At 39.5% G+C, this 26,539-nt stretch carries 17 protein-coding genes and 2 pseudogenes; 8 read left to right on the forward strand and 11 right to left on the reverse strand.

Features of this window, described 5'->3' with window-relative positions:
• Positions 1-69: 69 nt before the first annotated feature.
• A complete protein-coding gene (locus tag P20652_RS14665; protein WP_008166347.1) occupies positions 70-1,959 on the reverse strand; it encodes a monovalent cation:proton antiporter-2 (CPA2) family protein in 1,890 nt (629 codons plus the stop codon).
• Positions 1,960-2,249: 290 nt separating this feature from the next.
• Here P20652_RS14665 and P20652_RS14660 point away from each other — a divergent pair, with 290 nt between their 5' ends.
• The 3 genes from P20652_RS14660 to P20652_RS14650 are packed head-to-tail and all read left to right on the forward strand — an operon-like array spanning position 2,250 to position 6,445.
• Entirely contained in the window at positions 2,250-2,906 is a 657-nt protein-coding gene (locus P20652_RS14660) for an ABC transporter ATP-binding protein (protein WP_008166349.1), read from the forward strand.
• Positions 2,899-5,328: an FtsX-like permease family protein gene (locus P20652_RS14655; protein ID WP_008166351.1), complete on the forward strand. Its 2,430-nt coding sequence runs from the start codon at positions 2,899-2,901 to the stop codon at positions 5,326-5,328. Before P20652_RS14660 ends, P20652_RS14655 begins: the two co-directional genes overlap by 8 nt.
• Positions 5,329-5,335: 7 nt before the next feature.
• On the forward strand, positions 5,336-6,445 hold the full coding sequence (locus P20652_RS14650) for a lipocalin-like domain-containing protein (protein ID WP_008166352.1): 1,110 nt from the start codon (positions 5,336-5,338) through the stop codon (positions 6,443-6,445).
• 104 nt (positions 6,446-6,549) lie between these two features.
• Here the strand turns inward: P20652_RS14650 and P20652_RS14645 are convergent, their stop codons facing one another.
• The 9 genes and pseudogenes from P20652_RS14645 to P20652_RS14610 all read right to left on the reverse strand — a co-directional run bounded on the left by P20652_RS14645 (position 6,550) and on the right by P20652_RS14610 (position 17,815).
• Positions 6,550-7,443, reverse strand: a complete 894-nt coding sequence (locus P20652_RS14645; protein WP_008166353.1) for a hypothetical protein — start codon at positions 7,441-7,443, stop codon at positions 6,550-6,552.
• Positions 7,444-7,644: 201 nt separating this feature from the next.
• Positions 7,645-9,650 (reverse strand): annotated as a pseudogene (locus P20652_RS21420) (methyl-accepting chemotaxis protein).
• 443 nt (positions 9,651-10,093) lie between these two features.
• Positions 10,094-12,625 (reverse strand): TonB-dependent siderophore receptor, encoded by a 2,532-nt coding sequence (locus P20652_RS14640; protein WP_008166356.1) that lies wholly within the window; start codon positions 12,623-12,625, stop codon positions 10,094-10,096.
• A 357-nt stretch (positions 12,626-12,982) separates the two neighbouring features.
• Entirely contained in the window at positions 12,983-13,828 is an 846-nt protein-coding gene (locus P20652_RS14635; protein WP_008166357.1) for a DUF4198 domain-containing protein, read from the reverse strand.
• 122 nt (positions 13,829-13,950) lie between these two features.
• Positions 13,951-14,460 (reverse strand): DUF2271 domain-containing protein, encoded by a 510-nt coding sequence (locus tag P20652_RS14630; protein WP_008166358.1) that lies wholly within the window; start codon positions 14,458-14,460, stop codon positions 13,951-13,953.
• The gene (locus P20652_RS14625; protein WP_008166359.1) at positions 14,460-15,092 is read right to left on the reverse strand and encodes a PepSY-associated TM helix domain-containing protein; all 633 of its coding nucleotides are present in this window, start codon (positions 15,090-15,092) and stop codon (positions 14,460-14,462) included. The genes P20652_RS14630 and P20652_RS14625 overlap by 1 nt, the downstream gene beginning before the upstream one ends.
• A 301-nt stretch (positions 15,093-15,393) precedes the next feature.
• Complete coding sequence (locus tag P20652_RS14620; protein ID WP_008166360.1) at positions 15,394-15,789, reverse strand: YbaN family protein; 396 nt, start codon at positions 15,787-15,789, stop codon at positions 15,394-15,396.
• Positions 15,790-15,919: 130 nt separating this feature from the next.
• Positions 15,920-17,236: a porin gene (locus tag P20652_RS14615; protein WP_008166361.1), complete on the reverse strand. Its 1,317-nt coding sequence runs from the start codon at positions 17,234-17,236 to the stop codon at positions 15,920-15,922.
• A gap of 96 nt (positions 17,237-17,332) precedes the next feature.
• Entirely contained in the window at positions 17,333-17,815 is a 483-nt protein-coding gene (locus P20652_RS14610) for a MarR family winged helix-turn-helix transcriptional regulator (protein WP_008166364.1), read from the reverse strand.
• 442 nt (positions 17,816-18,257) lie between these two features.
• Between P20652_RS14610 and P20652_RS14605 the strand changes: the two genes are divergently transcribed.
• The 5 genes from P20652_RS14605 (at position 18,258) to P20652_RS14585 (ending at position 24,926) form a co-directional block, all read left to right on the forward strand.
• Positions 18,258-19,106 carry a D-hexose-6-phosphate mutarotase gene (locus P20652_RS14605; protein ID WP_008166365.1) on the forward strand — a complete coding sequence of 283 codons (849 nt, stop codon included), beginning with the start codon at positions 18,258-18,260 and terminating at the stop codon, positions 19,104-19,106.
• Positions 19,107-19,135: 29 nt separating this feature from the next.
• Positions 19,136-19,669, forward strand: coding sequence for a PH domain-containing protein (locus P20652_RS14600; protein WP_008166366.1), 534 nt, complete (start codon positions 19,136-19,138; stop codon positions 19,667-19,669).
• A complete protein-coding gene (locus P20652_RS14595) occupies positions 19,662-21,209 on the forward strand; it encodes a PH domain-containing protein (RefSeq protein ID WP_008166367.1) in 1,548 nt (515 codons plus the stop codon). The genes P20652_RS14600 and P20652_RS14595 overlap by 8 nt, the downstream gene beginning before the upstream one ends.
• A gap of 122 nt (positions 21,210-21,331) precedes the next feature.
• Positions 21,332-24,148, forward strand: a complete 2,817-nt coding sequence (locus P20652_RS14590) for a PD40 domain-containing protein (RefSeq protein ID WP_008166368.1) — start codon at positions 21,332-21,334, stop codon at positions 24,146-24,148.
• Positions 24,149-24,206: 58 nt separating this feature from the next.
• Positions 24,207-24,926, forward strand: coding sequence for a DUF6445 family protein (locus P20652_RS14585; RefSeq protein WP_008166369.1), 720 nt, complete (start codon positions 24,207-24,209; stop codon positions 24,924-24,926).
• 250 nt (positions 24,927-25,176) lie between these two features.
• Here P20652_RS14585 and P20652_RS14580 read toward each other — a convergent pair.
• Positions 25,177-26,311 (reverse strand): annotated as a pseudogene (locus P20652_RS14580) (PepSY-associated TM helix domain-containing protein).
• Positions 26,312-26,539: the final 228 nt, after the last annotated feature.

The raw sequence follows: 26,539 nt of genomic DNA on the forward strand, positions 1-26,539 counted from the left end.
TTATTTGATTGTGGCACTTACTCACAGTGCTATTAACTCACGCTAATAGCACATATCAGTTTTTAGACGCTACTCAAGATGAGCATCATCAGGCTTTTTAGGCTTACTCGCTACTTCTGTTAAGCCGTCTTCGCAGTCGCCGCTGTCGCAGGTATTTAAATCGCTTTGTGCTTGTTTATCTTGTTGCAGAACTTGTTTTAAATCTTCCATGCGTTGGCGCACGGCTACGCCGTAGCTTGCATCGTCTCCCCATAATGCAGCAAGTTGTATAACGGCAGCGCGGTCGTGTTCTCTAAATAGCTTGCCAGCGCGCTCGGCGTCTTGTTTGTTGTTTCCAAGTAGCTCCAGTGCTTCTACGGCTAAGTTAATCGCTGAGTCGACCGTTTCGCGGTTAAACGCATCTACTTTTAAATTAAGTAATTTGTATGCGTGGCGGCGGTCGATTGCGCGAGCAACAATTTTTAATTGTGGGTAGTTTTTGTGTGCAAGCTTAATTATTTCAATGGTTTTGTCTGGGTCGTCAATGGCAACAACCAGCATTTGTGCTGTATGAGCGCCTGCGGCTTCAAGGAGTTCTTGGCGTGCGGCATCGCCATAAAATACGGTGTTACCAAAACGGCGTAGTAATTCTATTTGGCTTGGACTGTGGTCAAGTACGGTTATTTCGTAGCCTTGGGCGTGCAGTAAACGCCCCATAATTTGTCCAAAACGTCCGTAGCCCGCAATAATAACGTGTTTGGCAGTGCTAATTTGCTCTGGCTTGTCGAACTCTGGCGCATTGGTATGGCTGCGTTTTTCGAGTCGTTCGTACGCCATTAACAACAGCGGGGCCACTAACATTGATACAGCAACGACAAGGGTCACTAAGCTTGTTTGTTCTGGCGTTAAAATGCTTAGCGTAGTGGTTACACTTAAAAGTACAAAGGCAAACTCACCCCCTTGGGCGAGCGCTAAGGCAAATAATAACTGCTGTTTTCTGTTAATTTTAAAGGTAACAGCAAGGGCAAATAAAATGCAGGCTTTAACTACAATGAGTAAAACCACTAAGCCTATAACGGTACTAAACTCGTTAAATAGCAGCTCAAAGTTAATTGATGCGCCAACAGTTATAAAAAACAATCCTAACAGTAAGCCTTTAAAGGGCTCTATATCGGCTTCTAATTCGTGTTTAAATTCACTCTCAGCAAGTACAACGCCGGCTAAAAAAGTCCCCAGTGCAGGCGATAAACCAATACTTTGCATAACTAGCGCAATAGCGACCACTAAAAACAGTGCAAAAATAGTAAATATTTCACGCATGTGCGTTTGGGCAATATATCTAAATAACGGGGCCGATACATATTTACCGCCCGCAATAATAGCGGCAATAACTGCAACTGATACACAGACTTGTTGCCATACAGGCCAGCTTGCAATGATGGAGTCGCTAATGTCTTTTGTGCTAGTTTGCGGGGCAAATGCGAGCAGTGGCAATAGGGCTAAAATAGGAATAATGGCGATGTCTTGAAACAGCAATACAGAAAATGCATTTTGGCCGGCTTCGCGCTTTAGCCAGCCTTTTTCTTCAAGGCTTTGTAGCACAATAGCGGTTGACGACAACGCGAGCATTAAACCAATGGCGAGTGCAGTTTGCCAATGCATGGCAAAAAACCAATAACAAAACGCAAAAATAGCCGCTGCCGATAGCGCAACCTGTAAGCCACCGAGCCCTAAAATAGAGTGGCGAAGTTTCCATAAACGCGAAGGTTGTAGTTCAAGGCCAACTAAAAATAGCATCATTACTACGCCAAATTCAGCGAAGTGCATTACATCGGTTTGATCGCCCACAACACCGAGCGCATAAGGGCCAATAAGTATACCGGCAATTAAGTAACCTAACACTGAGCCAAGTCCGACTCGTTTTGCAATAGGCACAGCGACTATGGCTGCTGCTAAGTATATTAACGCTATTTCTAACACATGCTTATCCTAAAAACGTATAGACAAATAGCATGGCTTAGCTACGTATAAAATACAACGGCTTATGTGGCTCAATGTTATTATTTATTGTGTGCGTTTTAAAAACGCACACATAAACTTAAATATTACATATGTTGATAATAGCTGAGCTTTGTTGGTCAGATGATTTAGTTAAATGTATTTATTACCATCAAAAAATTAACTTAAAATGCATTGAAGTGTGCGCTTTACTGTTATTGTAACGTTTAAAATAAAGATAAAACTTTTGCTACTAGGACGAACTGCATTTTATGATTTCGCTAAATAATGTGTTTTTTACACGCCAAGATGGCGGCTTGAAACGACAAATAATTAATGATTTATCGTTAACTATTTTGCCTGCAGCACACATTGCTTTATTAGGTGATAGTGGATCGGGCAAAACGACATTATTAAATTTATTAGCCGGTTTATTGTCTCCTGATGCAGGAACTATTACGGTTAATGAGCAAAAAATTAGTGAATTGAGTGCTAATGAGCTTGCGCTTTATCGGCGTAAAATAGGTATTATTTTTCAGCACTATCAATTACTCAGCCCGCTAAATGTAAAAGACAACATGTGCTTTCAGGCAAGGCTTAACGGGTTATCTCCAAGCGACGATGAAGTAAATACAATGGCTCAAAAGTTGGGTTTAGAAGGTAAGCTTACAGCAATGCCTGAGCAACTATCGGGCGGTGAGCAGCAACGGGTGGGCATAGGTCGTGCGCTATTAAATAAGCCTAAGCTGTTATTGGCTGATGAACCTACGGGCAACCTTGATGCCGCTCGTTCACACGATATTGTTACGCTATTAAAAAGCCTGTGCGAAGAGCAACAAATAATACTTATTATGGTCACTCATAGTCAGCGATTGGCCGACCAATTTACTACGCAATTATTTTTAAAAGATGGCCAAATTAATGGCTGAACTCAAACTTATTTTAATAACGTATATGCAGTTTTATCGCCGCCATGTAGGGCTGTTATTACTGTTTTTCATTGGTTTTAGTTTAGGCGCGGCGCTACTTACTGCAATACAGGGTTTAAACTTAGAGGCCGGTAAGCGCTATCAACAAACCACAGCGTTAATTGCAAACCCAGTCACGCATTTTGTACGCCCTGTACTGGGTGAAAACAAGCTGCCTAATAGTTTGTGGTCGCGTATTAGGGCGGCTGGTTTTGTGCAGGTTCAACCTGTTTTAGAGGGCGTAATTGAAACCAATAAGCAGCAAAAACTCGCGCTGCGAGGCGTCAATTTATTGCAGTGGCTTACACAAAATACTGGCGGCTCAGCATCAACAACAAATAATCGTTATTCTGGTTTTGAACAGCTACTAAATACTGTTTATATCGACCCTAAATTAATGCAGCGGCTAAATTTAAAAAACAGCCGTATTAATATAAAAATGGGCGATGCCACTCGTGCTTTAGCGGTAAGCGAATTACAAGGTTTAGGCATGACCATGCTGGTGGACATTAGCCTTGCCGACACATTACTGCGTGCAAATGGGGCAATTAATTACCTTGAAGTAAGTGGCTTAAATAAAAAACAAGCAGCTCAGTTAAGCGTGTTGTTAGGCGATCAAGCACGCCTTGAAGCTGCACAAGAGCAGGCTTTTGATGCGCTTTCTGAGGCGTTTTTCTTTAATTTACAAGCGCTGGCTTTGTTAGGTTACGTGGTGGGGGCGTTTTTAAGCTTTAATGCAATTAAGCTGGCGTACAATGCGCGTGCTCACTTGCAGCAGCAAATGTGGGTGCTGGGTTGTCAAAGGTCGGTATTAATTAAGGCGCTGGTTATTGAATTAACGTTGCTTAGTTTTTTTGCTGCAGTGTTAGGTGCGTTATTAGGTGCGGCACTGGCAAACGCCTTAGTTATGGATGTATCGGCGACTCTTCGAGGGCTTTACCAGCTAGACAGAAGTTTTGTAGTAAACCTTGATAGCAACATGGTTGCCAGCGGTTTTACACTTAATATTGTTGTTTTGTTAGGTTTTTTAGCCAGCCAGTCGGCTCGATTAAGTACTTTTTTAGCGCGCATTAAATGGCTAATGTTTGCGTTAGCTATTTGTGCAGCCAGTTACTTAGCGCTAACTGCACATACCAAAATAAGCGCCTTGTTGCTGTGTGTTTGTGTGCTACTACTCTTTTTTGTAATTACGCCTCCGGTAGTTAAAGCCGTATTTAAACTACCGTGGCCAACACAAAATCCCATTATTCACTGGTTAAAAGCCGACAGCATAGTGCAATTACCCGCACTATTAAGCTCGGTACTGGCCATTTTAATGGCGATGGGAGCAGCGGTAGGTATGCAAATTATGGTTGGCAGTTTTAGCGACACCTTAGATACACACCTGGAAAAACGCCTAAGCGCCGATTTATACGTAAGGCCAGATCAAAACATTCAAGCGTTAGGGATTGAGTTGAGTGAGCTCCCAGAGGTTGAAAAGGTAGGCGTATTTTGGTCAGCTAAAAGTGAGCTTAAAACACCTAAAACCATGATTGCTGTTGATGTTATGGCATTTGGTGCAACAGCCAGCTACAACCAACACCTTACTTTGTTAAACAATAAAGCACCTACATCTGCAGTATTTGAAAAAAACATAAACGGGGTTGTAGGTTGCTTAGTGAACGAACCCGCCTTGCTACAGTACTCGCTTAAAGTAGGTGACGTAATCACCCTAAAACAGCATATTAATACACTAACGTGCCAAGTACGCGCTGCCTATTTTGATTACGGTGAGCAAGGTTTAAATGTAGTAGTCACTACAACAGCACTATTGAATAGTAACTTAAATTACACCGAGTATGGGTTATCGCTTTGGCTAAAGCCTAATAGTGACGTTGACGCCATGGCTGAATATATTCAAAAACAGCACCAATTAGATAGCCAACAAGTCATTGCTAATCAGCAGTTTAAACGCTTTGCAAAACAGTTATTTGGTAAAACTTTTTATGTTACTCAGGCGCTTAATATATTTATTATGCTGATTGCATTATTTGGCATGTGGGTCAGCTTTTTAACTTTAGGGCGAGGGCAATTACAACCTATGGCGGTATTACAAACGTTGGGTGTGACTCAGCAGCAATTATTGGGTGCAAAAATACTGCAAGCCGCACTCATTATTTTAACCACCTTGTTATTAGCTATACCGCTTGGGCTTTGCCTTGGGTGGGTGCTGTTAACCTACGTAATGCCAATTGCCTTTGGTTGGACCATGGCCATGACCGTTAATTGGGTGCAGTTAGGTGGCTTTACCGTGCTTATGTTTATTTTAGCCTTGTTTGTGAGCGCGTTACCGCTAATAAAATTAACGCGAAGCGCAGTTGCTGATAATGTTGCCAAGCTATAGGACTTACATGAATATACTTAAAGTAGCCAGTACCTTTATTTTTATTGGCGCATTAAGCGCGTGCCAGCCCGAAGCAGAGCAAGTAAATCAAAATAAAAAAATGCATAGCGGGTTTGCACAACAATTTGGTGAGCCTGTAAGTAAACGCCAAGGGTTGAGCTTTCCACGCGATCATGGGGCGCATCATCAACAAGGAATTGAGTGGTGGTACGTAACTGCTAATTTAAAAGCAGATAATGGCGACACCTTTGGTGTGCAATGGACTTTATTTAGGCTCTCGGTTGATGAGCAAAACACACAAACAGAACCATCACCTTGGTGGAATGGGCAGCTTTACTTTGCTCACTTTGCCATACAAACCGATACCCAGCATCAAGCGTTTGAGAAATACGGCCGCTCGGGACAAGTAAATATAACAGCGCAGCCATTTGAAGCTCGCCTAGATGATTGGCAGTTAGCAAGTAAGGAGGCAACATTTTTACCGCTTAGTTTAAAGGCACAGCAGGAAAATTACAGTGCTAACCTTGTGCTGGCTAATAGCCCGCTTGTAAAACATGGCGAGCAAGGTTATAGCCAAAAAACTCACCAAGGGCATGCATCTTACTATTATAGCTATCCGTTTTTACACGCTAAAGGCGACATCACATTTGCGGGTCAAACTTTTAAAGTAACTGGAGATGCTTGGTTAGACAGAGAGTGGTCTTCGGCGTTAATCGATCCTACCCAAAATGGTTGGGACTGGTTTAGCATTCAGGCTGATGATAAAAAACAGGGGGGCTTAATGGCATTTTGTATTCGTAATGGTCAACAAAGTTATGATTACTGTAGTGCATCGCACATTACGCAAAGTGGAATTGTGCGCGCCATTGCAAATAACGAAGTGACCTTACAGGTTTTAAAAACATCTGAGCTTAAATCTAACGCGGCACAAACAACACAAAATAGTAAAAGCTACCCCATTAAATGGATGCTCAACGTTGAAGGGTTTGAACCTATTATAATTGAAGCGCGCAACCCCGATTCGCGTAATCAATTGAGTATTCCCTACTGGGAGGGGCGAATTAAAGCCCAAGGTGGCTTTAAAGGGAGAGGTTATGCGGAGTTGGTTGGTTATTAGCGGGTTATAAAAAAATTATAAAAGGGCTTTTTAGAAAAGAAATGCACTTAAGTTAAGGCCTAAGTGCATTTTATTATTTAAAGCTAAGGTTGATATGCTCGATTTTATTGGTCGAATTTTACAGGGCCGTTAATATTATCAATACTTACATCGCCAGAGCCCGCTTCTGTAATTGTTAACCCTTTAGCATGATTAACGCGAATACTACCCGAACCATCTTCAATGGTAACGCTTGCATCAACATGCTCAATGGTTAAGTCGCCTGAGTTATCTTCAACGTCTACAGCGCCATTAATATGTTGTATTGCTATGCTCCCCGAGCCATCTTCAACAGTTAACGTGCCACGTACATTGCTTACATTCATATCGCCTGAGCCATCATCAATATTTGCATTGCCATTCACGTTATTAATAGTAATGCTGCCCGAGCCATCGTTAAGATCTAGGTTACCAGTGATGCTTTGAAGAGAAATATCGCCCGAGCCGTCGTCTATGTTTAAGTTTTTAGCCCCATTGATAGATAAGCTGCCAGAGCCATCTTTTACATCAATATTATTTGTCATGGCGTTAATGGTAATGTCGCCTGAGCCGTCATCAATATCTAGCTTAAGGTTGTTAGGCACGGTGACCACTAAATCAATACTTGGCGATTGACCGCTGTAAAAGCTAATTCCATTATTGCTTGTGTTTTGGGCAACAAGCTTTGCTTTAGTGCCACTTTGATCGAGTGTGAGCTCGTATTCGTCGTCAATGTCGGCTGTGTAAATGGTGGCGTTAACACTAATACTGGTTGCTGTTGATGAGCCGGTTATTTTAAGTGAACCTGCGCCGCTCAAAACATTTAAATACTCAAGGTTGTTACTTGGCAGTGTAAGTTGTTGTGTTTGTTTTACCGACGCAACGCTTGGTGAAATATGAAACACGCAGCCACTTAATAATAAAATACCGCTAATTAGCGAAAGTGGTTTTGCGATACTTAAGTGTGTTGATGAGCTCATGGTTAGTCCTTTGGTATTTATTGTTTGTATTTGTATAAACAATATAGAGCAAAAACGGTGCCGAAATTTAAGTTATTGTTTTATATGGGGTGTTGTTTTTTTATGAAAGTTGAAATACTAATAAGTGGTTAAAATAACTAACTATTAATAAAAAAGGATGCTAAATGCATCCTTTTTATATTTAAGTTTTTAGCTGTTGTATTAATGTGCTCTGAAGTAGCTTATTTGCTGCTTAATTTTTTCAGCCAATGTCATTAGTTCACTTGCCGAATTTACAGTGCTTTGCGTACGAGACTCACCCTCTTTAGCGAGTTGACTTATTGAGTGCAAGTTTTGAGTGATTTCTTCAGCAACGGTACTTTGTTGATCTGTTGCTTCGGCTATATTGTTTGATGAGCGAGTTAAATCACCAATACTTTGAGTAATAAAGTTAAGTTGCTCTCCTGTTTTTTCACCCTCTTCAGCCGATTTAATACCTAATTGACGGCTTTGTTCCATTTGCTTAGTTGCGGCAGTAACTTGTACTTGCAGCTGCTCAATGGTTTGGCTAATTTCTAAAATTGATTTTTGAGTGCGTTGCGCTAATGTTCTTACTTCATCGGCTACAACTGCAAACCCTCTACCTTGTTCGCCAGCTCTTGCAGCTTCTATTGCTGCATTAAGTGCTAGTAAGTTAGTTTGCTCAGCAATTCCATTAATTACTTCGGTTACTTTGCTTATTTCGTTACTTGCGGTGTTTACTTTTTCAACAGAGTTATGGCTATCGTTTAGTTGTTGGCTTAGCTGCATTAAGTCATTCACAACTTGAGTTAATTGTGTACGACCTAGTTGAGCTTCGGTATCAACTTGTTGAGTTCGTTGAGCGCCTTCGTTTGCGTTACTGGCTACATCTTTGATTGATACTGACATTTCTTCAATAGCGGTGGCTATTTGATCTGTTTGCCCCATCATTGCATGTGCTTCTTTACCATTAGTGAGTGCGATATTTTTAGATGTGGCTGCTTGGTTTTCAAGTTCAATTACTGAGTCTTGTAAAGCGAGTATCAGTTTTTTTAGTTCAACCGACATGCTACTAACACTTGCAGTTATTTGATCTATTTCATTTTCACTATTGATGTCGGTGCTTATGAAATGCTGTGACAAATCACCGTTGCCTAAAGCATCAACGCTATGTGTTAATTGTCTTAATGGTTTAAGTGTTTTCACTAACACCCAAAATAATAAAATGGAGATAGCTAAAATTACCCCCAACTAAAGGTCACACTGCTAAATACCATTAATTTTATGCTTTCTTCGGTTAGTTCACTTTCTTTTACACGACCAAGTAAAGTCCAATTCCATCCTGGTACTGTTTTGCTATAAGCAAACATTGGGATGTTATTTTTATTATTATATTTTAATGCCTGACCTTTTTTAATTGCCTCTAGATTAAGACCGTTAAGTGCTTCAGAGGTTACTTTTGAGTCAACTGAGGCTGACTTACCAGCTATAACTACATCATTTGTATTTCTGAAAATAAACAAGTCACCGCTTTCTTCAATTATTATTTTATTAACCGATTCTCTCAGTGATGCCAATGCGTCGTTTATATTGAAACCGATGTATAAGATACCAATTACTTGGTTTTGTTTATTTTTAATGGGTTGGTAAACAGTCATGTATTCGTTGCCGAATAACTTAGCGTAGCCCTCATAGCTTTGACCATTTATTAGAGGTTGGTAGCCTGGGTGGTTTTTTCCTAGGTAAGTACCAATAGCGCGTTGTCCATCGCTCTTTTTTAAAGACGTAGTAATACGAAAAAAATCATCACCTTCTCGCATAAATACAGTGGCGTTGCCGCCAGTTAATTTAGCGTAATTTTCAACAGTATCAATATTGTTATTAACTTGCTCGCCATCATGTAAAAGAACCGGCACCATGGTATCTACGACCAATACTTTTTGATCGCTTTTTTTAAACTCACCCGGATACATGTCTTTAAATACAGTCGCATTTCGTTTTGCTATTGCAAGTAGGCTGTCATATTGAAGCTCCAAAAGATCTGAAATAGCCATTATTTCAGACTTAATCGCTGTTTCACTTTTTTCAGATAGCGTATTAACCGAGATTAAATAAGTAGATAGCCCTACTAAGCTAAAAACACATAACGTCAAAGTGAATGCAAGTGCACCAATTTGTTTTGATATTGACCAGTTTTTATAGCTCATATTTTACTCCAAGGAAGAACGATATTTATAGCGTATTTGGTTTAAGCTCAGGTGTATTAAATCGTTTTATTTGTTAACTCGCTAGTAACTAACTTAATTTGACAATTGATTAGTCATATCAAGTGAATATAGTAAATAGTAACAACGAGTTAGTTTGTCATTACCATGATGTTACTTTTATAATTTAACCTTATTATAGTCAGTATGGTTACATATATTGTTATTTTTTAAATATTATTACAGAGGATTAGAAAGCGGCTACTAATAATGTATTACTAAGCGCAAATATAACAGAAAGCTAATTAATAATAGCAAAGGCTTAAAGGGCCGCTTTTACATTGCTTACACACTATATGATGGTTTGCTTTTATAGTTGATAAAGAAAGACCCGGTATGGCATGCCATATCGGGTCTTTCTTTAACCTATTACGTTTAAGTAAAAGTTAAAAGCTGTAAGTGATGTTGCCGTATAAAAAGCGCCCATCTAAGCTATATGGTGCGTACGGTGTATACGGGAATATCTGACCAAAATCAGAGTAACCAATATTATCTACTGTTGCTTGAGGGTACTGATCGAACAGGTTATTAGCACCTAGTGCAAATTTCCATTCATCATTTGGACGATAAGCCACTTCTAAATCGGTTATCCATTTTGCATCTAGGTATTCATCACGGTCGCTTGTTGTAGAAATATCTGCAACTTCACCGTAACGCGTGGCGCGCAGTGTTGTTTGCCATTCGTCAAGGTTCCAAACAGCTGATAGGTTCCATTTACTATCAGGAGTGCCTTCTTCAAAACGACCTACTTCACGACGCGCAAATACTACGTAGTCGTCACCTAATGAGTTAAGTTGCTCAGGGTTGTCGTCAACGTGTGTTACTTCGGTGTCGTTAAAGTTAGCGGCTGCGTTTAAACGTACGTCGCCAAGGTTATCTAGTTCAAGTGTGTAAGTTGCTACTATATCTATACCTTGCGTACGGGAGTCGATTGCGTTGGTAAAGTAACGCACGCTTTCGGTATTTAGTTCGCCAGCGTCGGCTAAAATTTGTTGTACTGCTTCACCCGATAAATTTTCTGATAAGACAACACGATCATCAATATCAATACGGTACGCGTCAACCGTTAGACTAAAGTTACCTTGAGTGTATACAAAGCCTGCTGTTAGGTTTACAGAGTCTTCAGCGTCTAGCTCTTTAGCACCTAGCGCTTGTGCTGCTGGCGCGTCAGTTGGGAAAAGTCCCACTTCAAAAGGTTGGTTGTTTTCAAGCACGGTTGAAATTTGGCGGTATGAGCTTTGTGCCAACGACGGTGCGCGGAAACCAGTACTTAGTGCGCCGCGCAAAGATAGGTTGTCGGTAATGCTGTAACGTGTTGCTAGTTTTGACGTGAATGTGTCGCCAAAGTCGCTGTAATCTTCATAACGACTCGCTAAAACTACATTCCATTTTTCAGTTAGATAGGTATCAAACTCAACAAAGAGCGCTACGTTATGACGGCTTTCGTCAGTGACACTTTCTGGACCAAAACCTGAAAGAACTTGTGCACCACCGGCAGCAACTGGATTGCCGTCACTATCAAGTGCTGTAATATAAGAGGCTTCTTCGCCTTGCTCTATTTTGTAGCTTTCGTGGCGGTATTCAGCACCAACAGTAAAAAATACGTCGTCTGGTAAACCTAAATCAAGTGTTGTACTTGCATCACCGTTCACAATAAATTGGTCATAAACTAAGGCACCGTTATCAAATTCGGTTTGGCTGGTGGCGCCTAAAGACGTATTTAAACTATTTACTACGCCCAAAGCAAAGTCGTTACGTCCGTAGTTGGTACTTACATCCCATGTCCAGTCGCCTGTTTCGCCTTCCAAGCCTAGGGCTAACGAGTAGTCTTCAACATCGGTTTTAATTTGCGGTAAAAAGCCATCAGGGTAAAGTGTTAATACGTTACGACTATCTTTTGCTCGGCGGTAAAAACCACCTGAATTACCTTCGCGCTTTGAGTAACTACCAAAAGAATATAGGTTTAAGCCATTATCTAAATCGTAACCCATGTTGTAAAACAACGCGTAATCTTCAAGCTCTGCTTTACCAAAACGGTGGTTGTAACGATCGATAGTAAATTCGCGTGGGTCTAAGCTGCCATCATCTAGGCGGCTGTATTGTTCGCGCGGGTCAAAACCAGAGCGCTGAGTGGGATCATTATCACGATACTCAATTGATACGTTTACAAAGCCTTTATCAGATAATGAAAAACCAGAATTTGCGCTAATGGTACGGGTGCTGCCATCATTTATTTTACGGTCATCACCGGTATTAAACGCTAAGTTGCCGTTTGCATCTGCATACGCACTTTGGAGACTCGGGGCTCCCGCCATTTGCGTGTCGTATTGCCCGTAAGTAACACTTACACTACCGCCTTCTGTAGCATCTTTAAGAATTATATTAATAACACCCGCAATAGCATCTGAGCCGTACTGTGCGGCAGCGCCGTCGCGTAAAACCTCTACGCGTTTAATTGCTGATGTTGGGATCATATTCAAGTCTACGGCTGTTGAACCACGACCTACTACGCCACCTAAGTTTAAAAGCGCACCAGAATGGCGACGTTTACCATTAATCAGTACTAATGTGTGGTCAGGTGCTAAACCGCGTAAAACAGCGGGGCGAGCATGATCGGTACCATCAGCAATCGTTGCACTTGGGTAGTTAAAGCTCGGTACTTGATTAGCAAGTACTTGGCTAATTTCAAGCTGACCTGTGCTGGCCATATCGGCGCTTGTAATAATATCAACAGGTACTGAACTTTCAGCAATACTACGTAGGCTACGACGTGTACCCGTTACTGAAATTACTTCAATGTTTTTTTCTGCTTGATTATTTTGCTCTGCGGCAATGGCGATAGAATATGGTGTACTAAGTGCTGTGGTAACAGCTAAGCTAAGTGCTAGTTTATTTGCAGATAAACGCTTAAAAGTCATTAATTATTCCTTGAGACCGTCGTTGTTTTGGTGAGTTTGAAAAAGGAGCGCATCATATAGAGGTGATTAGCTCAGTGCAAAGACGAAAACTATCTAAGTTATTCGAAGTTATTAACAAGTAAGGCCAGTGTTTACGCATGTTAGAGACGTTAGGATCGTTATCGTTGCAACTTTGTGCCGAATGGTTGCAATTTCAGGATAAGAATATTATTTCGCATAATTTTTTAATTATTTTATGCATTTAATTATTTTTATATTTAAGCGGGTAGATACGTTAAGGGCTGTTAATAAAGCGATGTGTAAATAAATATGGTCAAGTAAATTACTTGACCATATTTATCATTTTGTCGTTAGTTATTATTCAGGCGCTACTTCTAATGTAGTGAATAATGCATAACGTTCAGAATCAACACCTTCATCAGTCGCTTTAACTTTTAATGAAGACTCAATTAAGTATAAACCAGGTTGATTCCAGGTTGCTGTGAAAAAGCCGTCTTTATCTGTGGTTACTTTAGCTTCGCTACGTTCGTTACGATAGCGGGTGTCGCCTTTTAAAATACTTACTTCAATCCCTTCGCCAGCTGGTTTTCCGTTTTTTAATAATTGAAAACGTGCTTGTTCACCTACAAATAAATCGTTTGGATGCGTTGGACCGCTAAGCTCTAAGCCTAAACCTAACAGTGCAGGCTTTGAGGTGCCATTTCGGCTTACAAATGTATCTACTGTTGAAACAACCTTGGTTGTAGTTACATCTTTAGCGTTACTAGGTAACTTAGCGTCTATTTTTTTACCAAATACGCGCTTGCGCTTACCTTCTTCATTTTTGTAGAAGGTCATGTACATTGGCTTTTGGGTCATTGCAATGTGGTAAGTACCTTGATCTGTTAAGCTTACCGCAGCTGAGCTTTTACGTTTTAAGTAATAAGCACGAATGGTTTCAGATACTGGTTCACCATTTGGCGCAAGGGCCATTAATAACGTATCGTCGTACTCAGCGCCTTTTTCTTTTGGCTTAAAGGCTTTGTCGGGTGCAAACGTTTCGTTTGAAATACTCGCGTCAATCATTACGTAATGCGCTTTATCGCCAGACAGTGAAGTATGTGAAGGTAGCAACCAACGTCCGTGAGCATTTGCTGAAGTTGACACCAAAGCCGATAAGCTCAATGCGCCGATTAATGCCGTTTTTAATAAACTAATTTTCATTGTTTTTCCTTTGCTTAAATTCTAGTAATAAATAGGTGCTACTTAACCTGAACTCTGGTTAAGAGGTTTACTAACATATTGAAAATAGCTGCTCGAGATAGATTTATTATCTAGAGTTCAGGTTACTTAGTGCTTACAGTGGCGAAACTTTGTGAAAACTCGTTTTTACCATCAATTGTAATTTTTCCCGACTTTGTTAAATTAAGCTCAACACGGGCGTAATCTCTGCCGCCTTCTTCGCGTACAACTTCAATATTAAGTAAATATTTACCTGGTTTTACTGGGTTACTGTCTAAATCATTACCTTGCCAATTTATGGTGTAAGTGCCTGCGCGCTTGGTTGCGCCGCTGATGCCGTCAAAATTAATATCGCTTTTACCCGCTTTACGCCACCATTGGCGTAGGTCTTTAAACCATTCTGCTTTTTGCACCCAAAGCGCAAGCGTAGTAACGTGTTTACGCTCTGGCGTTTCCAGCCAAACCGCAACATAGGGGCGGTGATACGGTTGTACTTCTAAGTCGGGAATCGTTAATTGAACTTCTAGTTGTGGTGTTTGCGCATGTACTGTTGTTTGAAAAAACGCAGCTATTAGCAATAATGCAGCACTTATAAATAATTTAAATTTAACCATTAAGACACTCCTTTTATTTGTGGAACCCAACATAAATAAATAACCAGTGGAGTTGCGACTCCTAGTAAGGTTATCCATATTCCTGCTAAGCGTTTTTTTCTATTTTGAAACAAAATAACCATGCCGGTGATGGCAAATAAAATCATTAGTACGGCGGATATATCAATTACCCAACTCCATACTTCACCGCTGTGGCGGCCTTTATGTAAGTCGCCAATAAGGCTTAAAAAGCCACCTGTTTGGTAATCAAGATTTAGCTCGCCAGTTGTAAAATCAAGCTCTGCGTAGGCAAACCCAGCAGGCAGTGGGTAGTCGAGCATGACAAGTGCATCTTCTTTTTCCCATTCAATACTTTTTACCTTAGTAAGTGCATATTGCTTGGCTAAGTAAGCTTCTATTTCAGGATAAAGCGTTGGCAGCGTGTCTCTTTGTGCATTGGCTTTATCAATAAGAGCGGCTGGGATCATTGCCGTTACTTGACCATTATTTTTATCGTTTTTAAGCCAATTAATATGGTTGAGCACAATGCCGCTAACACAAAATAAAATAAGCAAAAAAAACAAAGCTGTAGAAATATAAATATGCAGTGCACGGCTTGTACTATACAAAGCCCGCTTATTAATAAACGCCATAAATTATTTAACATTATAAATTTTATTGCATGATAATGATTTGCATTAGCAATTACAAATTTACTTACTTAACTTTACATTAAAATTATTAACCGAAGAGGTTGCACGGGCTTGAATTTATGTATTTAAGCAAAGTTTCAATTGGGAGTTCAGCTAACCGATTGGTATTTATTAGATCAGACTTTGTAGTGATGACAGGCCAGATAGATGCGTCAATCTCGAGCCTATTACCAGTAGATTTACGTAGTTAACATTGAAAATAGCTGCTTGAGGTTGATTTATTATTTAAAGCTCAGGTTATTTAATACTTAGGAGGGGTAGATGGTCTTAAAATAAGGTAAATAATTACCGATATTTCTATAGCTGCAACAAGGTAAATAACCCAAAGAGGGGCTGCAGAATAAAGTAAAAATATAAACCCAATCAACATGCCGATGGCGGCGTAGCACTTGGCTTTTATAGGCACTACTTTATGTGTTTGCCACTGTTGTAATGCAACCCCATAACGAGGGTGGTTAAGTAACCAGTGTTCGAGCGCCGGTGATGAGCGAGTAAAGCAAGTGAGCGCTAAAATAAAAAATATAGTCGTGGGCATTACGGGTAATACAATACCTATGATACCGAGCGCCACAAGCAGTAAACCTAGCGCTTTAAGCCATAAATTTTTATAACAAACAAGGGCTGCTTTTATATTCACTTAGACTCTTTTGGGTAGTGGTCCGGTATTTTTAATTGTAGGCTAGATAGCAATTAATTCGAAGCTTAAAATCAATAAAAAAGGGCAAACACAGTTTGCCCTTATCAATATTTAATACATTATGATTAGCCTAGAAATAATAACCTAAGTTAATATTGAAGCGGCGCTCTGTATCGCCATCTCCGATCATTGTTCCGCCAATAAATGGCTGGTTACGTGCTTGAATAAAGTCGAAGTAACTAAAGAAGCCACCGGCTGCTACGCTCATACCTGTTACGTTCATCCATGTATCTGGGCTATTGTCTGACTTGTTGTAGATAGCGCTGTAATCGTTATAAAATTGAAACGCGCTTATAGGCCCCCATTCTACTGAGTAGTTATAAGCGAGGTTAACACTAGACATTGTTGCTTCACTTGAAACCGTGTCGTAGAAGGCGTAAGCCGCGACTGAAATACGATCACTCCTATCGTCTAAATCGTAATCGTATTCGCCATGTTGAAGCTGGATGTTCCAATTATTAATTTGACTATCTAAATGCATAGCCCATGCTGTATAACTCCCAGCACGGTCTACGCCATCATGTAAACCACCGCTTAGTAATGAAATACCAATATCAGTGGTTACATTTTTACTGTGTTCAATTTGATAGGTTGCACGCCCAGCAAAGGTATTGTATTCACCAAGTTCTTTAGCAGGTTCATCGTAAGTACCTTCATCTACACTTCGGCTGCCCACTATATCGTAAGAGTAGCGGTGGCTTTTATCAGATGCAGAGCCATCTACACCACCTAGTTCGTCATTTTTAAAAAAGCCTAAATCTAGCTTCCAGTTATTTTTAAGTTTACGCTTTACTACAACACCTAAATCAAAGTCGTCTTCAAGTCCAACGTAGTAATTACTACTGAAAAAGTAGTTATGAGAGTTATAAGGACCGTTCCCAAAAGGAACTTGGGTTATACCTGCTTGACCTTCCCAGCCATCAATAAATTCGTAGCCTAAGTAAGCATATTTAACAACGGTCATGTAATCGTAAAAACGAATTTCACCATTTAATGATATATCGTTAATTTCGCCAGACAGATTTAAACGAAAAATATCAAAATCAAAGTCGTCGCCGCGATCTTCATTATCTTCATCGTATGAGTTAATACTGTAGTTTGCACGAATAGCACCTCCAATTTTTATGCCTTCGTCTTTTTTATCAGGCTCTGCAACAGCGATCACTTGGGTATCTGCTTTTTTGCTAATTTCGGCTACTTGTTGCGCGTGTTGCTTATTGATTTTTAGTTGCTTCGATTTTTCTTCAGCTAACTGATTCTCAAGCAATTGCATTTGTTGCTTTAGTTGTTTTAATTGGTTTTGAATCGTGTCGAGATCTGCTGCATAAGAAGTGCTTGTAACACCACCTAAAATTAGTGCTAGTGTTAATTTTGAGAGTTTAGTCATAATAGCCGCTCAGATTTTGATAAAAAATAAAAATTCAAGGCGTCAAAAAACGCCTTACGTTTAGAGTAAGTACAAAAACTATGTATTTTTTATTGTTTATTCTTTAGGAGCTTGAGTCAGCGCACCGACTTCCAGTAAAGGGGATGCATCTAATTTGTCTGCATCCATCATTGCTGCTACGCGCTGCATTGATGAGAGTAAAAGGCTCTGTTCCCACTCAGCAAGCGAAGAAAACTTTTCAATAAAGTGTTGCTGCAATGGCTGAGGTGCTTTTTCAAGTAACTCTTTTCCTTTTTGAGTGAGGTATAAGCTTACTCTGCGTTTATCCATTTGACTGCGTACGCGTGTTACTAAATCTCTGCTTTCGATTCTATCGAGAATATTGGTGACGGTTGCTGGGCTTAAATTTACATTTTGCGCAATGCGGCTCGCCGTTATTCCATCGGTTTTTTCTACTTCTTGCATTATAAGCAGTTGTGGGCCAGTTAAACCCGAAGTTTTATTTAGCTGCTTAGAATGTAAGTCAATCGCGCGGATCACTTTACGTAAAGAAACCAATAACTCGTCATATTTTTGCATTTGCTTATCTCATCGATGGGGCGGTAGTTTGCCGTAATCGCGAAATGTTACACACCAAATAAATTGAATTCAAATAATATATTGTACTTTATACTACTTTTATTAGTTTTTAATAGTTAGAGCAGTAATTAATATCGGCATAGTGTATTTGTATATTATTAAATTTTATTAACACGTTATTAGCTAAGATTTGCGCACACTACGTATGTTGGCACTTATTCGCAAGTTTTAATGGTTATACTTTAGTATTATTTAATAACAACTATTAGTACGAAGTAATTGTTTGCAGGTTACCTGTTTAAGTATTAATCAGCTATGAATAAATTAATTCTCAGCGCATTTAGTATAATCAATATTTAATGTGTATGGTTTATACTTTGCGCATACTTTATTGTGTATCTCAGTATCAAAAATCTTTAGTATCAGTATTATAGGACAAGGTATGAAATTATCGTCATCAGTTAGTATTGAGCAGACCGAAACCGGTCTTGAATTTATTAATGTAACGAGTAAGTTGTGTGAGGCAAAAATATTTTTGCAAGGTGGGCAAATTACCGAGTTTATCCCTAAAAATAACAAGCCACTTATATGGGTATCACAAGACGAAACCTATCAAGAAGGGGCAAGTATTCGAGGTGGTATTCCTATTTGTTGGCCGTGGTTTGGTACACACGCTAATGATGGCTGGCCTGCCCATGGTTTTGCGCGCACAAGCGTGTGGCAAGCCGATGAAGTACACGAATCTGATGAGCAAATTACAGTTAGTTTAAAGCTACCCATGAAGCTTGTTAATACAACGTACTGGCCACATCAGTCAGCATTAAAAGTTGAGTTTGTATTAAGCGATAAATTACAAGTTCGCTTAACAACTACCAATTTAGGAAATACACCATTTAGCTTTACTCAAGCACTGCATACTTATTTTCCTACATCAGACATTACAAATACCCACGTTGATGGTTTGCAAGGCGCGAAATATATTGAGTTTAGTGAGGGGCCATTTGTACAAAATGACATTGTAAGCTTTGAGCGCGAAACCGACATGGTTTATACACAAGCAAATACAATGCAAACTATTAATACGCCAGAAGGTGTTATTAATGTAAGCCGCGAAAATTCAAGTTCGTGTGTACTGTGGAACCCATGGATAGAAAAATCAAAACGCTTATCTAACTTTGCTGACGATGAGTATAAAACAATGCTCTGCCTAGAGGCCGCTAATGTATTGGAAGATAAAGTAACGCTTGAGCCAAAACAAAGCCACACCTTAATAACCAGCATTGGTTGGTAAGTAATTAAAAGCAGTAATAGGGATAAATAGTGTTTAACAATCAACAAATAATGGATTTACCAAAGCATAGTGATATTAGCTTTAAGCCATTGGCTAATAAGGCCTTATTGCATACACAGCTTAGCTCGCTTCTGTTTTATATTCCGCTAATTGGAGCGCTGATTGCTGTTTGTTATTTTAATGAAACCTTTGCTAATAATGCACAAACGTATTTGCTAATTGGTATGCCTATTTTAGTGGCCGTATCTATGGCGTACAACATGATAAGTGTGAGGTTGCGAGGTTTTGCAGTGCGAAATCATGACATTGCTTTTAAAAAAGGTGTTATTTGGCAACAAGTGACGGTATTGCCTTTAGCGCGTGTACAGCATATGGAAATACACCAAGGGCCAATAGAGCGAAAACTTAGCCTTGCGAGCATTAAATTATTTAGCGCTGGCGGTGTAAGTGCCGATTTACAAATTAGTGGTCTAACCCATGATGATTGTAAAAATATGCGCCAATTTGTACAAAACTACCGCCAAGACGACGCAACTACTCAGGCAGCTTTAGTCGATGAGTAATACAACTATAGAAGATCAAGTCAGTCCTATTTACTGGCAAAAAGTATCGCCCTGGGCACTTTTATACTTTGTTGTGCACTTTAGTGTGCGCTTTGTAAAAGATGGCCTTTTAAACTTACTGCCTATGCTTGTCGTGTTTGTTACTCAAGTAGAAAATAAGTTGTTTTGGGCGCAGGTTGCAGGTGGGATTGCGCTAATTTCGTTGCTTATTTACTCATTTTTATATTATTTAAATTTTAAGTTTTGTATTAGTAGCGACAACGAAATTTTGCTTAACAAAGGTGTATTTAAAAAAGAGCGACTTACGCTTAAATTTGGTCGTGTGCAAAACGTTAATATTGCCGAGCCGTTTTATTTTACCCCCGTAAACTTAGTTAATTGTATTTTTGATGCAGCTGGCAGTGTGTCGCAAGAAGTTGTTTTACCCGGCGTCACTAAAGATTATGCACAGCAAATGCGTAAACAAATATTTGATTTTAAAGCGCAGCAACAGCAAGAAATACAAAATACTGAACAAAGCGAAACAGACACTATCGAAAACAGTCTAAGCATTAGCAATAAAGAAATAGCTAAATTTGGTTTAATGTCGAATATGGCCATTTTAGCAATCGCTGCTTTTGCCCCTTTTATAAACCTAATTGTTGATTTTTTAGAGAAGCAAATTATTGCGAAAGTAGAAGGCTTTTATCAACAAGAGCTTGGTATGCTGGCCAGCGCAGCTACCTTTGCGATGATCACCTTAATTGTTTTGCTAGTTTTGGTAGCTGTGATGCTATCGGTGACTATGTCGCTTATTCGTTTTTATAACTTTGAGCTTTATTTTAAAGGTCAAAAGTTTAAACGTATTGCTGGCTTGTTAGAGCGCCATCAGCTTTCAATGAGCATGGATAAAGTGCAATCTATTGTTATAAAGCAAAACCTAATGGGGCGATTACTAAAGCGATTTACCGTTGAGTGCTTGCAAGCAAGTAGCGGGGGAATAGCAGCAGGTGTTGCGGCTAAAAAAAATAAACAAACGTTAGTATTACCTGTATTAAATAGCGAACAAGTTGATAGTGTATGCCAATGGATTTACCCGTGGTTTAATAGTAAAAAACTCGCTTTTAAGCGCGCAGAGCGAGCGCTTTTGTATAAAAATTTAGGCTTTTATTCATTGTTACCGAGTGTATTAGTGTTTGGCTTTTGTTTTATTGCTGATATTAATACTTTGATAAGCCTTGGTGTTTTGGTGGTGTTTTCTGGCTTGGTAACTTTGTCGTATCAGCGTTATGGTTATTACATGCATGAGGATAATGGCCGATTTTACATGGTTGTACGCAAAGGTATGATTGGCGTTCATTACCGTGTTTTTGAGCTTTATAAAGCGCAAAGTGCACGTAGTATAAGTACGTACTTAATGAGAAAATCAGGCTTAAAGAGCCTGTATATACAACTTGCTTCAGGCTTTGCATTTATGCCCTACATAAAGCAGCAAGATGCTGACTTTATTATAGATTTTACAATTAAGCAGATTGAGTCAGATACTCGCAGCTGGATGTAAATTCCCCTAATAAAACATGTGTAAATACACATTTGCACATGCTTTATTACACTTTCTTACTGCCCATGAAGGACATTTAATAATACCTTAGGTGGTATTAAGGAATTCTTTTAGGGGCGCTCATGAAAAAAACACTTATCGCATCGGCTTTATTACTAGCAGCACCGAGCTTTGCAGCCGATTGGCAAACTATTCATACCGAACATTTTAATATTCACTATAGTATTGAGCATATAGATTTTGCTAAATCTACTGCAACAGAGCTTGAAATAGTACGCACCAAAGTGCTTGAGCAGCAAAACCGAGCACTTGATAAAACAGTTGATGTAGTGGTGTTTGACCCCTTAAATGCAGCAAATGGCTTTGCGCTACCTACCTCAAGTAACCCTGTAATGGCACTTTTTACTACGCCACCACAATCCGACACCGTTATATCAAACAGCGCTGGCTGGCAGCAGTTACTTGTGTTGCATGAATATATTCACTTAGTGCACTTAGCACAGCCTACACGCAATCACTGGCAGCAAAAAGTACGCGGTATATGGGATTTATACGACTTAACTTACAGTGATACGCCGCGCTGGGTAGCCGAAGGTTATGCCACATTGATTGAGTCTAAAATGACGGGTCGTGGACGTTTGTTTGATAACTACTCAGAGTCAATACTGCGAGAATTTGCTCAGCAAGGTGCTTTGCCAACCTATAGGCAATTAAATGGCGAGCAGGGCTTTATGGGCGGCTCAATGGCGTATTTAATGGGGAGCCGCTTTTTAAATTGGTTAGAGAAAAACTATTCAGAGCAAACACTCGATAGTGTTTGGACGCGAATGCAAGGCGTAAAAACGCGGAATTTTGATGAGGCATTTAGCGGTGTGTTTGGGCAAAGTGCAGCCAAGCTATATCGCCGATTTATAGCTGAATATACCTATAAAGCAATGCAAATAGAGCAAAGGGAGCTGTTACTTAATAGTGAACTTTGGCTTGAGCTTAACTTATATGCAAGTAATCCAGTACTTTCAAAAGATGGTAGTAAAATTGCGATTGTTGAGCGAGATAAAGAGAGTAATACCAAGCTTATAATTTATAGCACGGATGACAACATTAAAGCGCAAGAAGAGTTTACTAAAGCGCAAAAAGAGCTACTCGAAAACGATGCACAAGATATTCCCGATACAGCGCCCAGTGTGTTTAAGCGCGAACAAAAACAAGTGCTTAATCAAATTAATCGAGCCGGTATTGCAAACCCGCAATGGGTAAATAGCACAACGTTGTATTTCAATGCGTACAGCAATGAAGAGTCGGGTATTTATAACAAAGTGTCTGACATATTTAGCTATAACACTGACACTGGAAATATTACACAACTTACCGAACTTGCTGGTATACGCCGATTTAGCGTAACCAGTAACGGCGAAACCTTGTATGGCGAGCAAATAAGAGATGGCTACTCTGAATTAGTAAAGGTTGATCTTAATACGCAAACCATCACACCATTATTTACAAAAAGCCTTGAGACAACTTACGATTACCCAATACTCAGCCCTGACGAGGCTAAATTAGCTTATTTATCAACGTCATTAAATGAAAACTGGCAATTGTATATACAAGATGTAAATGGCGAACAACAGCTATCAGTACCTATGCCAAACGGGTATCAATATTTAAGTCAGCCAAGCTTTAGCCATAATGGCGAGTCACTTTACTTTGTTGCAGGTTTAAATAGCGCCACCGATATTTATAACTACAACATAGAGAGTAAAACACTCACCAAGTTAACCCAAGGGCAAGAGGCCGTTGCCCACCCAATTGCAATGGCCGATGGCTCGTTACTCTATTTTTCGATAACTGCAGATGGGCCAAATGTAAAAACACTGCCAAAAGCTATAAAAAGCACTGTAGTTACTGAGTTTGCAGCTAACAAAAAAGCACCGCTGCTAATAGTAAACGAACATACGCTTCCAAAAGCTAAAATATATACGCACCAAACAACGCAGCAAACAAATTACAACGTGCTCGACCAGCACGCTACTTTCGCGATTGGCTCTCAGTATTATTCGGCTTCTACCAGTTTGTTAGATTTAAGCATTAAAAGTAGCGACTTATTAAAGCAGCTCGACTTACAAGCGGGTTATAGCACTGATTTACACGATGGAGCACTGCACGGTGGTTATGTGCAGGCAAAATATAATGCGCTTGATGTAAAACTGAAACTAGCATTGTTTGACTATAATTTAAATACATCGCGCCAGTATCAGCAAAGCCTAAATGCAGACATGGATGCCCGTGGTGGTTTTGCTGCAATAAGTTACCCTGTTAAATTAGGGCAGCTAAGTTTAACGCCAGAGCTTGCCTACAATTACACTGATTATAAGCAAAGCCATAAAAATTGGACGCGTTTAGGCGTTGCTCAAAATTGGCAATATGATCGTCAAGACTTTGTGATAGGCCAGAGCCTTTATGCGAGTTGGTACGATGGCAGTAGTAAAAGCAATAGTTGGCAAGGTTACGATTTAGCCGCCAAAGTTTTTGGTAAAGCGTTTGGTATTCCTCTTTATGCAAACTTTTCTCAAAAGCAGCGTGATGATAGCAGCCTTGCATTAGGTGGCTTTAGCTCAAATCTTATTAATCAGCAGCAAAATAGTGAATATGTACTTTCATCGGAGCTGCCTTTTTACAGCGCAACTGCAAAGCGCTATCAAGGCTACGGTGGCGGCTTTAGCTTTAAAGAAGGCATGCCGTGGCTTTATTATAAGCAACATCAACTCGACGGCACCGTATATGCACAAAGTTACGGTTTAAAATACCAAGGTGATTTTAGTTTTGGAATGGGGCCTGCAGGCGTAAATGATTTAACATTTAATATGGGTGTGTCGCGGGTTGAGGGCAGCAGCTTTGATGATGAAATGCGAGCGTGGCTGAGCTTTTATTATTCACTTTAAATTACAGTTAATTAAGTGTTATATTCTGATTTAGTTTAATAAAATAAGTATTTTAACAATGTCATTTAAACACCTAAAAGTCCCGTTGGATGTTGTACTCCCAAGCGTCCCGTCCGACGCACCAGGCTTAAGATATGAAAAGCCATCCATTGGTAATAACTATTGGGTTGTTGATGACTTTTTTGATAATGAAGAGGCGATGAGTATTCGCTCTTCATGTTTAAAAAGCGAAGTTTGGAAATACGGCAAACCTTATACTAAAGAACTCTGGCCTGGAATGCGTACGCCCGATGTATTAAATGATTCACAACTTAATAAAGTAGAAGAATATGTTAAGTCTGTTATAAAAAAAGATAAATTATGGGTTGCTAAGTCAGACAAAGTTGTAGTGGATACGAATACTGCAATATTAGTGGGTGCAGATGAAGGGGCTTCTCGGCCTCATGTAGATAATCGTTATTTATGCCGATATGCCGCTGTTTTATATTTAAGTCCAAAACCTAAAGCCTCTGCTGGTACCTCTTTTTATCGGTTAAAATATGCAAATGAAGCCGCAGGTGGAAATATTGTAGATCCTCCTTTTGCTAATCTTGTTGATGCGTTAAACGTTACTAGCCTGCCTTATAGTGCATGGTATAAAGATATAGATATTGATAATCGCTTTAATCGTTTAATTATATTTAAAGGTAGTATTGTTCACAGTGCATCTGAGTATTTTGGAGACGATTTAAATACTAAAAGGCTGGCAGTAACATTTTTTTGGATGTGCGAGGATTAAAAAATTCATGATTTCGTGTTTCTTAATACCACTCTGCTTATAGATGGGGTCTATTTAACGTTAAGAAAATTAGGCAAGTAGTTTTTGTATCTAGTTGTTCTAAATGAAAGTTTTTTAACGACGTTATAGTGTAATTTAATTCGTTAAATAAATCAAAGGCTTATGCAGGTTGGTGTTGTATAGGCAATGTATAGATAACTATTTTTGAGGTTTACAAACACCCTCTTGTTAAATGTGTAATACTTTGCTTTTATTCGCTTTTTTCAGTTCGCTGCTTGCTTGAACGATTTTTTTGTGATTGTTTTTACGTTTTCTGCGAGTAAACCACAAGTAAAAGCCAGTACCTGCTAGCCACACAGGGCTCAAGCCAATTACGCACCACAGTATTTTACTTATTAGCCCTGCAAAGTAGCCAAAATGAAGCTTTCTAAAGCTATCAATTACTTGCCAGCCAATGCCTACTTCGCGAATATCCCAGTTAGCTATGTGCTCGCCTGTTAGCTTGTTATAGCTAACCGTATTGGCATATTCGCTAGCAAGTGGCTTGGCGGTATCGACTTCGCCAAATAAAGTAATGTTTTCGTCAGGCTCGAGTGGCATAACTAAAAACGTGCCGTTAAAAGTGGGTATTTGGTTTTTACTATCGTCTAGTATGTGTTGAAAAGAAATATCGCTACTGTGTAAGTTTTTGGTTAGTACAAAGTGCTCTTCCTCAGCGTGTTCAATAACTTCGTGATACCACACCGCCCAGTTAAAGTAGCCACCTGTAACAGCTAAAATAATAATGATGGGAGATCCTATAACCCCCGTCATTTTATGAATGTCGCTAAGTACTATTTGTAGTGTTGCACGCCAGCGCACACTAAATAGACGCTGCCAAAATTTACGATAAATAATAAGCCCAGTAATACCCAATACCAATAAAAATAATGCAAAAAAGAAGCCTAGAACAGTGCCGGTTTGCCCTGGTAAGTTTTTAAAGTCGTTAAGTAAAAAGGTGTAATGCAGTTCTAAAAACCAATCTGTAAAATCATGGCTTGTTCCCACGGGAGCTGACAAAATATCAACAGCATATTGATTTAAATGAAATTTATACCAAACTTGTGACTCGCGTTTGATTAAGTAAACCCGATCAGCTGCATCGTCATTAAAAATTTCCCAGCTACCGATGACATACTCTGGGTAAGTGTTCTGAGTGATGGAAATTAACTTATCCATATCTAAACGTTCAGGTTGAGTACTGACCACAAAATGACTTTTGGGTATAAGTAAGCCATCTATCTCGCTTTTAAATACGAGCACACTGCAGTAACACTTATTACAACTAATGGAATAATTGCAATGAGAGCAACCCGGCTATGAATTTTGAAAAGTGTTTTTCTCATAGGCTATCATTATCTAAATTATTTATATGCAAATAATATCAATTGTTATTTGTATTTGATGGTGGGCGTGCAAGTATTCGGAAAACTAATAAACTGTGCACATTACATAACAGGTTTTGTAAATATAAGTTTCCAGTTCCTTGAAAGGGTTTTTGCTGTTTAGTTGAGTTAAATTAACCACACTCTACAATGCCGCGCTCATAGTAAAAGCCTTTTAAAACAGATGTT

The sequence above is a fragment of the Pseudoalteromonas sp. BSi20652 genome, from assembly GCF_000239855.1.
Lineage (GTDB): Bacteria > Pseudomonadota > Gammaproteobacteria > Enterobacterales > Alteromonadaceae > Pseudoalteromonas.

Coding starts and splice junctions, on each gene's coding strand:
- P20652_RS14660 (WP_008166349.1), top strand. CDS start 2,250: ATGATTTCGCTAAATAATGTGTTTTTTACACGCCAAGATGGCGGCTTG.
- P20652_RS14655 (WP_008166351.1), top strand. CDS start 2,899: ATGGCTGAACTCAAACTTATTTTAATAACGTATATGCAGTTTTATCGC.
- P20652_RS14650 (WP_008166352.1), top strand. CDS start 5,336: ATGAATATACTTAAAGTAGCCAGTACCTTTATTTTTATTGGCGCATTA.
- P20652_RS14645 (WP_008166353.1), bottom strand. CDS start 7,443: ATGAGCTCATCAACACACTTAAGTATCGCAAAACCACTTTCGCTAATT.
- P20652_RS14640 (WP_008166356.1), bottom strand. CDS start 12,625: ATGACTTTTAAGCGTTTATCTGCAAATAAACTAGCACTTAGCTTAGCT.
- P20652_RS14635 (WP_008166357.1), bottom strand. CDS start 13,828: ATGAAAATTAGTTTATTAAAAACGGCATTAATCGGCGCATTGAGCTTA.
- P20652_RS14630 (WP_008166358.1), bottom strand. CDS start 14,460: ATGGTTAAATTTAAATTATTTATAAGTGCTGCATTATTGCTAATAGCT.
- P20652_RS14625 (WP_008166359.1), bottom strand. CDS start 15,092: ATGGCGTTTATTAATAAGCGGGCTTTGTATAGTACAAGCCGTGCACTG.
- P20652_RS14615 (WP_008166361.1), bottom strand. CDS start 17,236: ATGACTAAACTCTCAAAATTAACACTAGCACTAATTTTAGGTGGTGTT.
- P20652_RS14610 (WP_008166364.1), bottom strand. CDS start 17,815: ATGCAAAAATATGACGAGTTATTGGTTTCTTTACGTAAAGTGATCCGC.
- P20652_RS14605 (WP_008166365.1), top strand. CDS start 18,258: ATGAAATTATCGTCATCAGTTAGTATTGAGCAGACCGAAACCGGTCTT.
- P20652_RS14595 (WP_008166367.1), top strand. CDS start 19,662: ATGAGTAATACAACTATAGAAGATCAAGTCAGTCCTATTTACTGGCAA.
- P20652_RS14590 (WP_008166368.1), top strand. CDS start 21,332: ATGAAAAAAACACTTATCGCATCGGCTTTATTACTAGCAGCACCGAGC.
- P20652_RS14585 (WP_008166369.1), top strand. CDS start 24,207: ATGTCATTTAAACACCTAAAAGTCCCGTTGGATGTTGTACTCCCAAGC.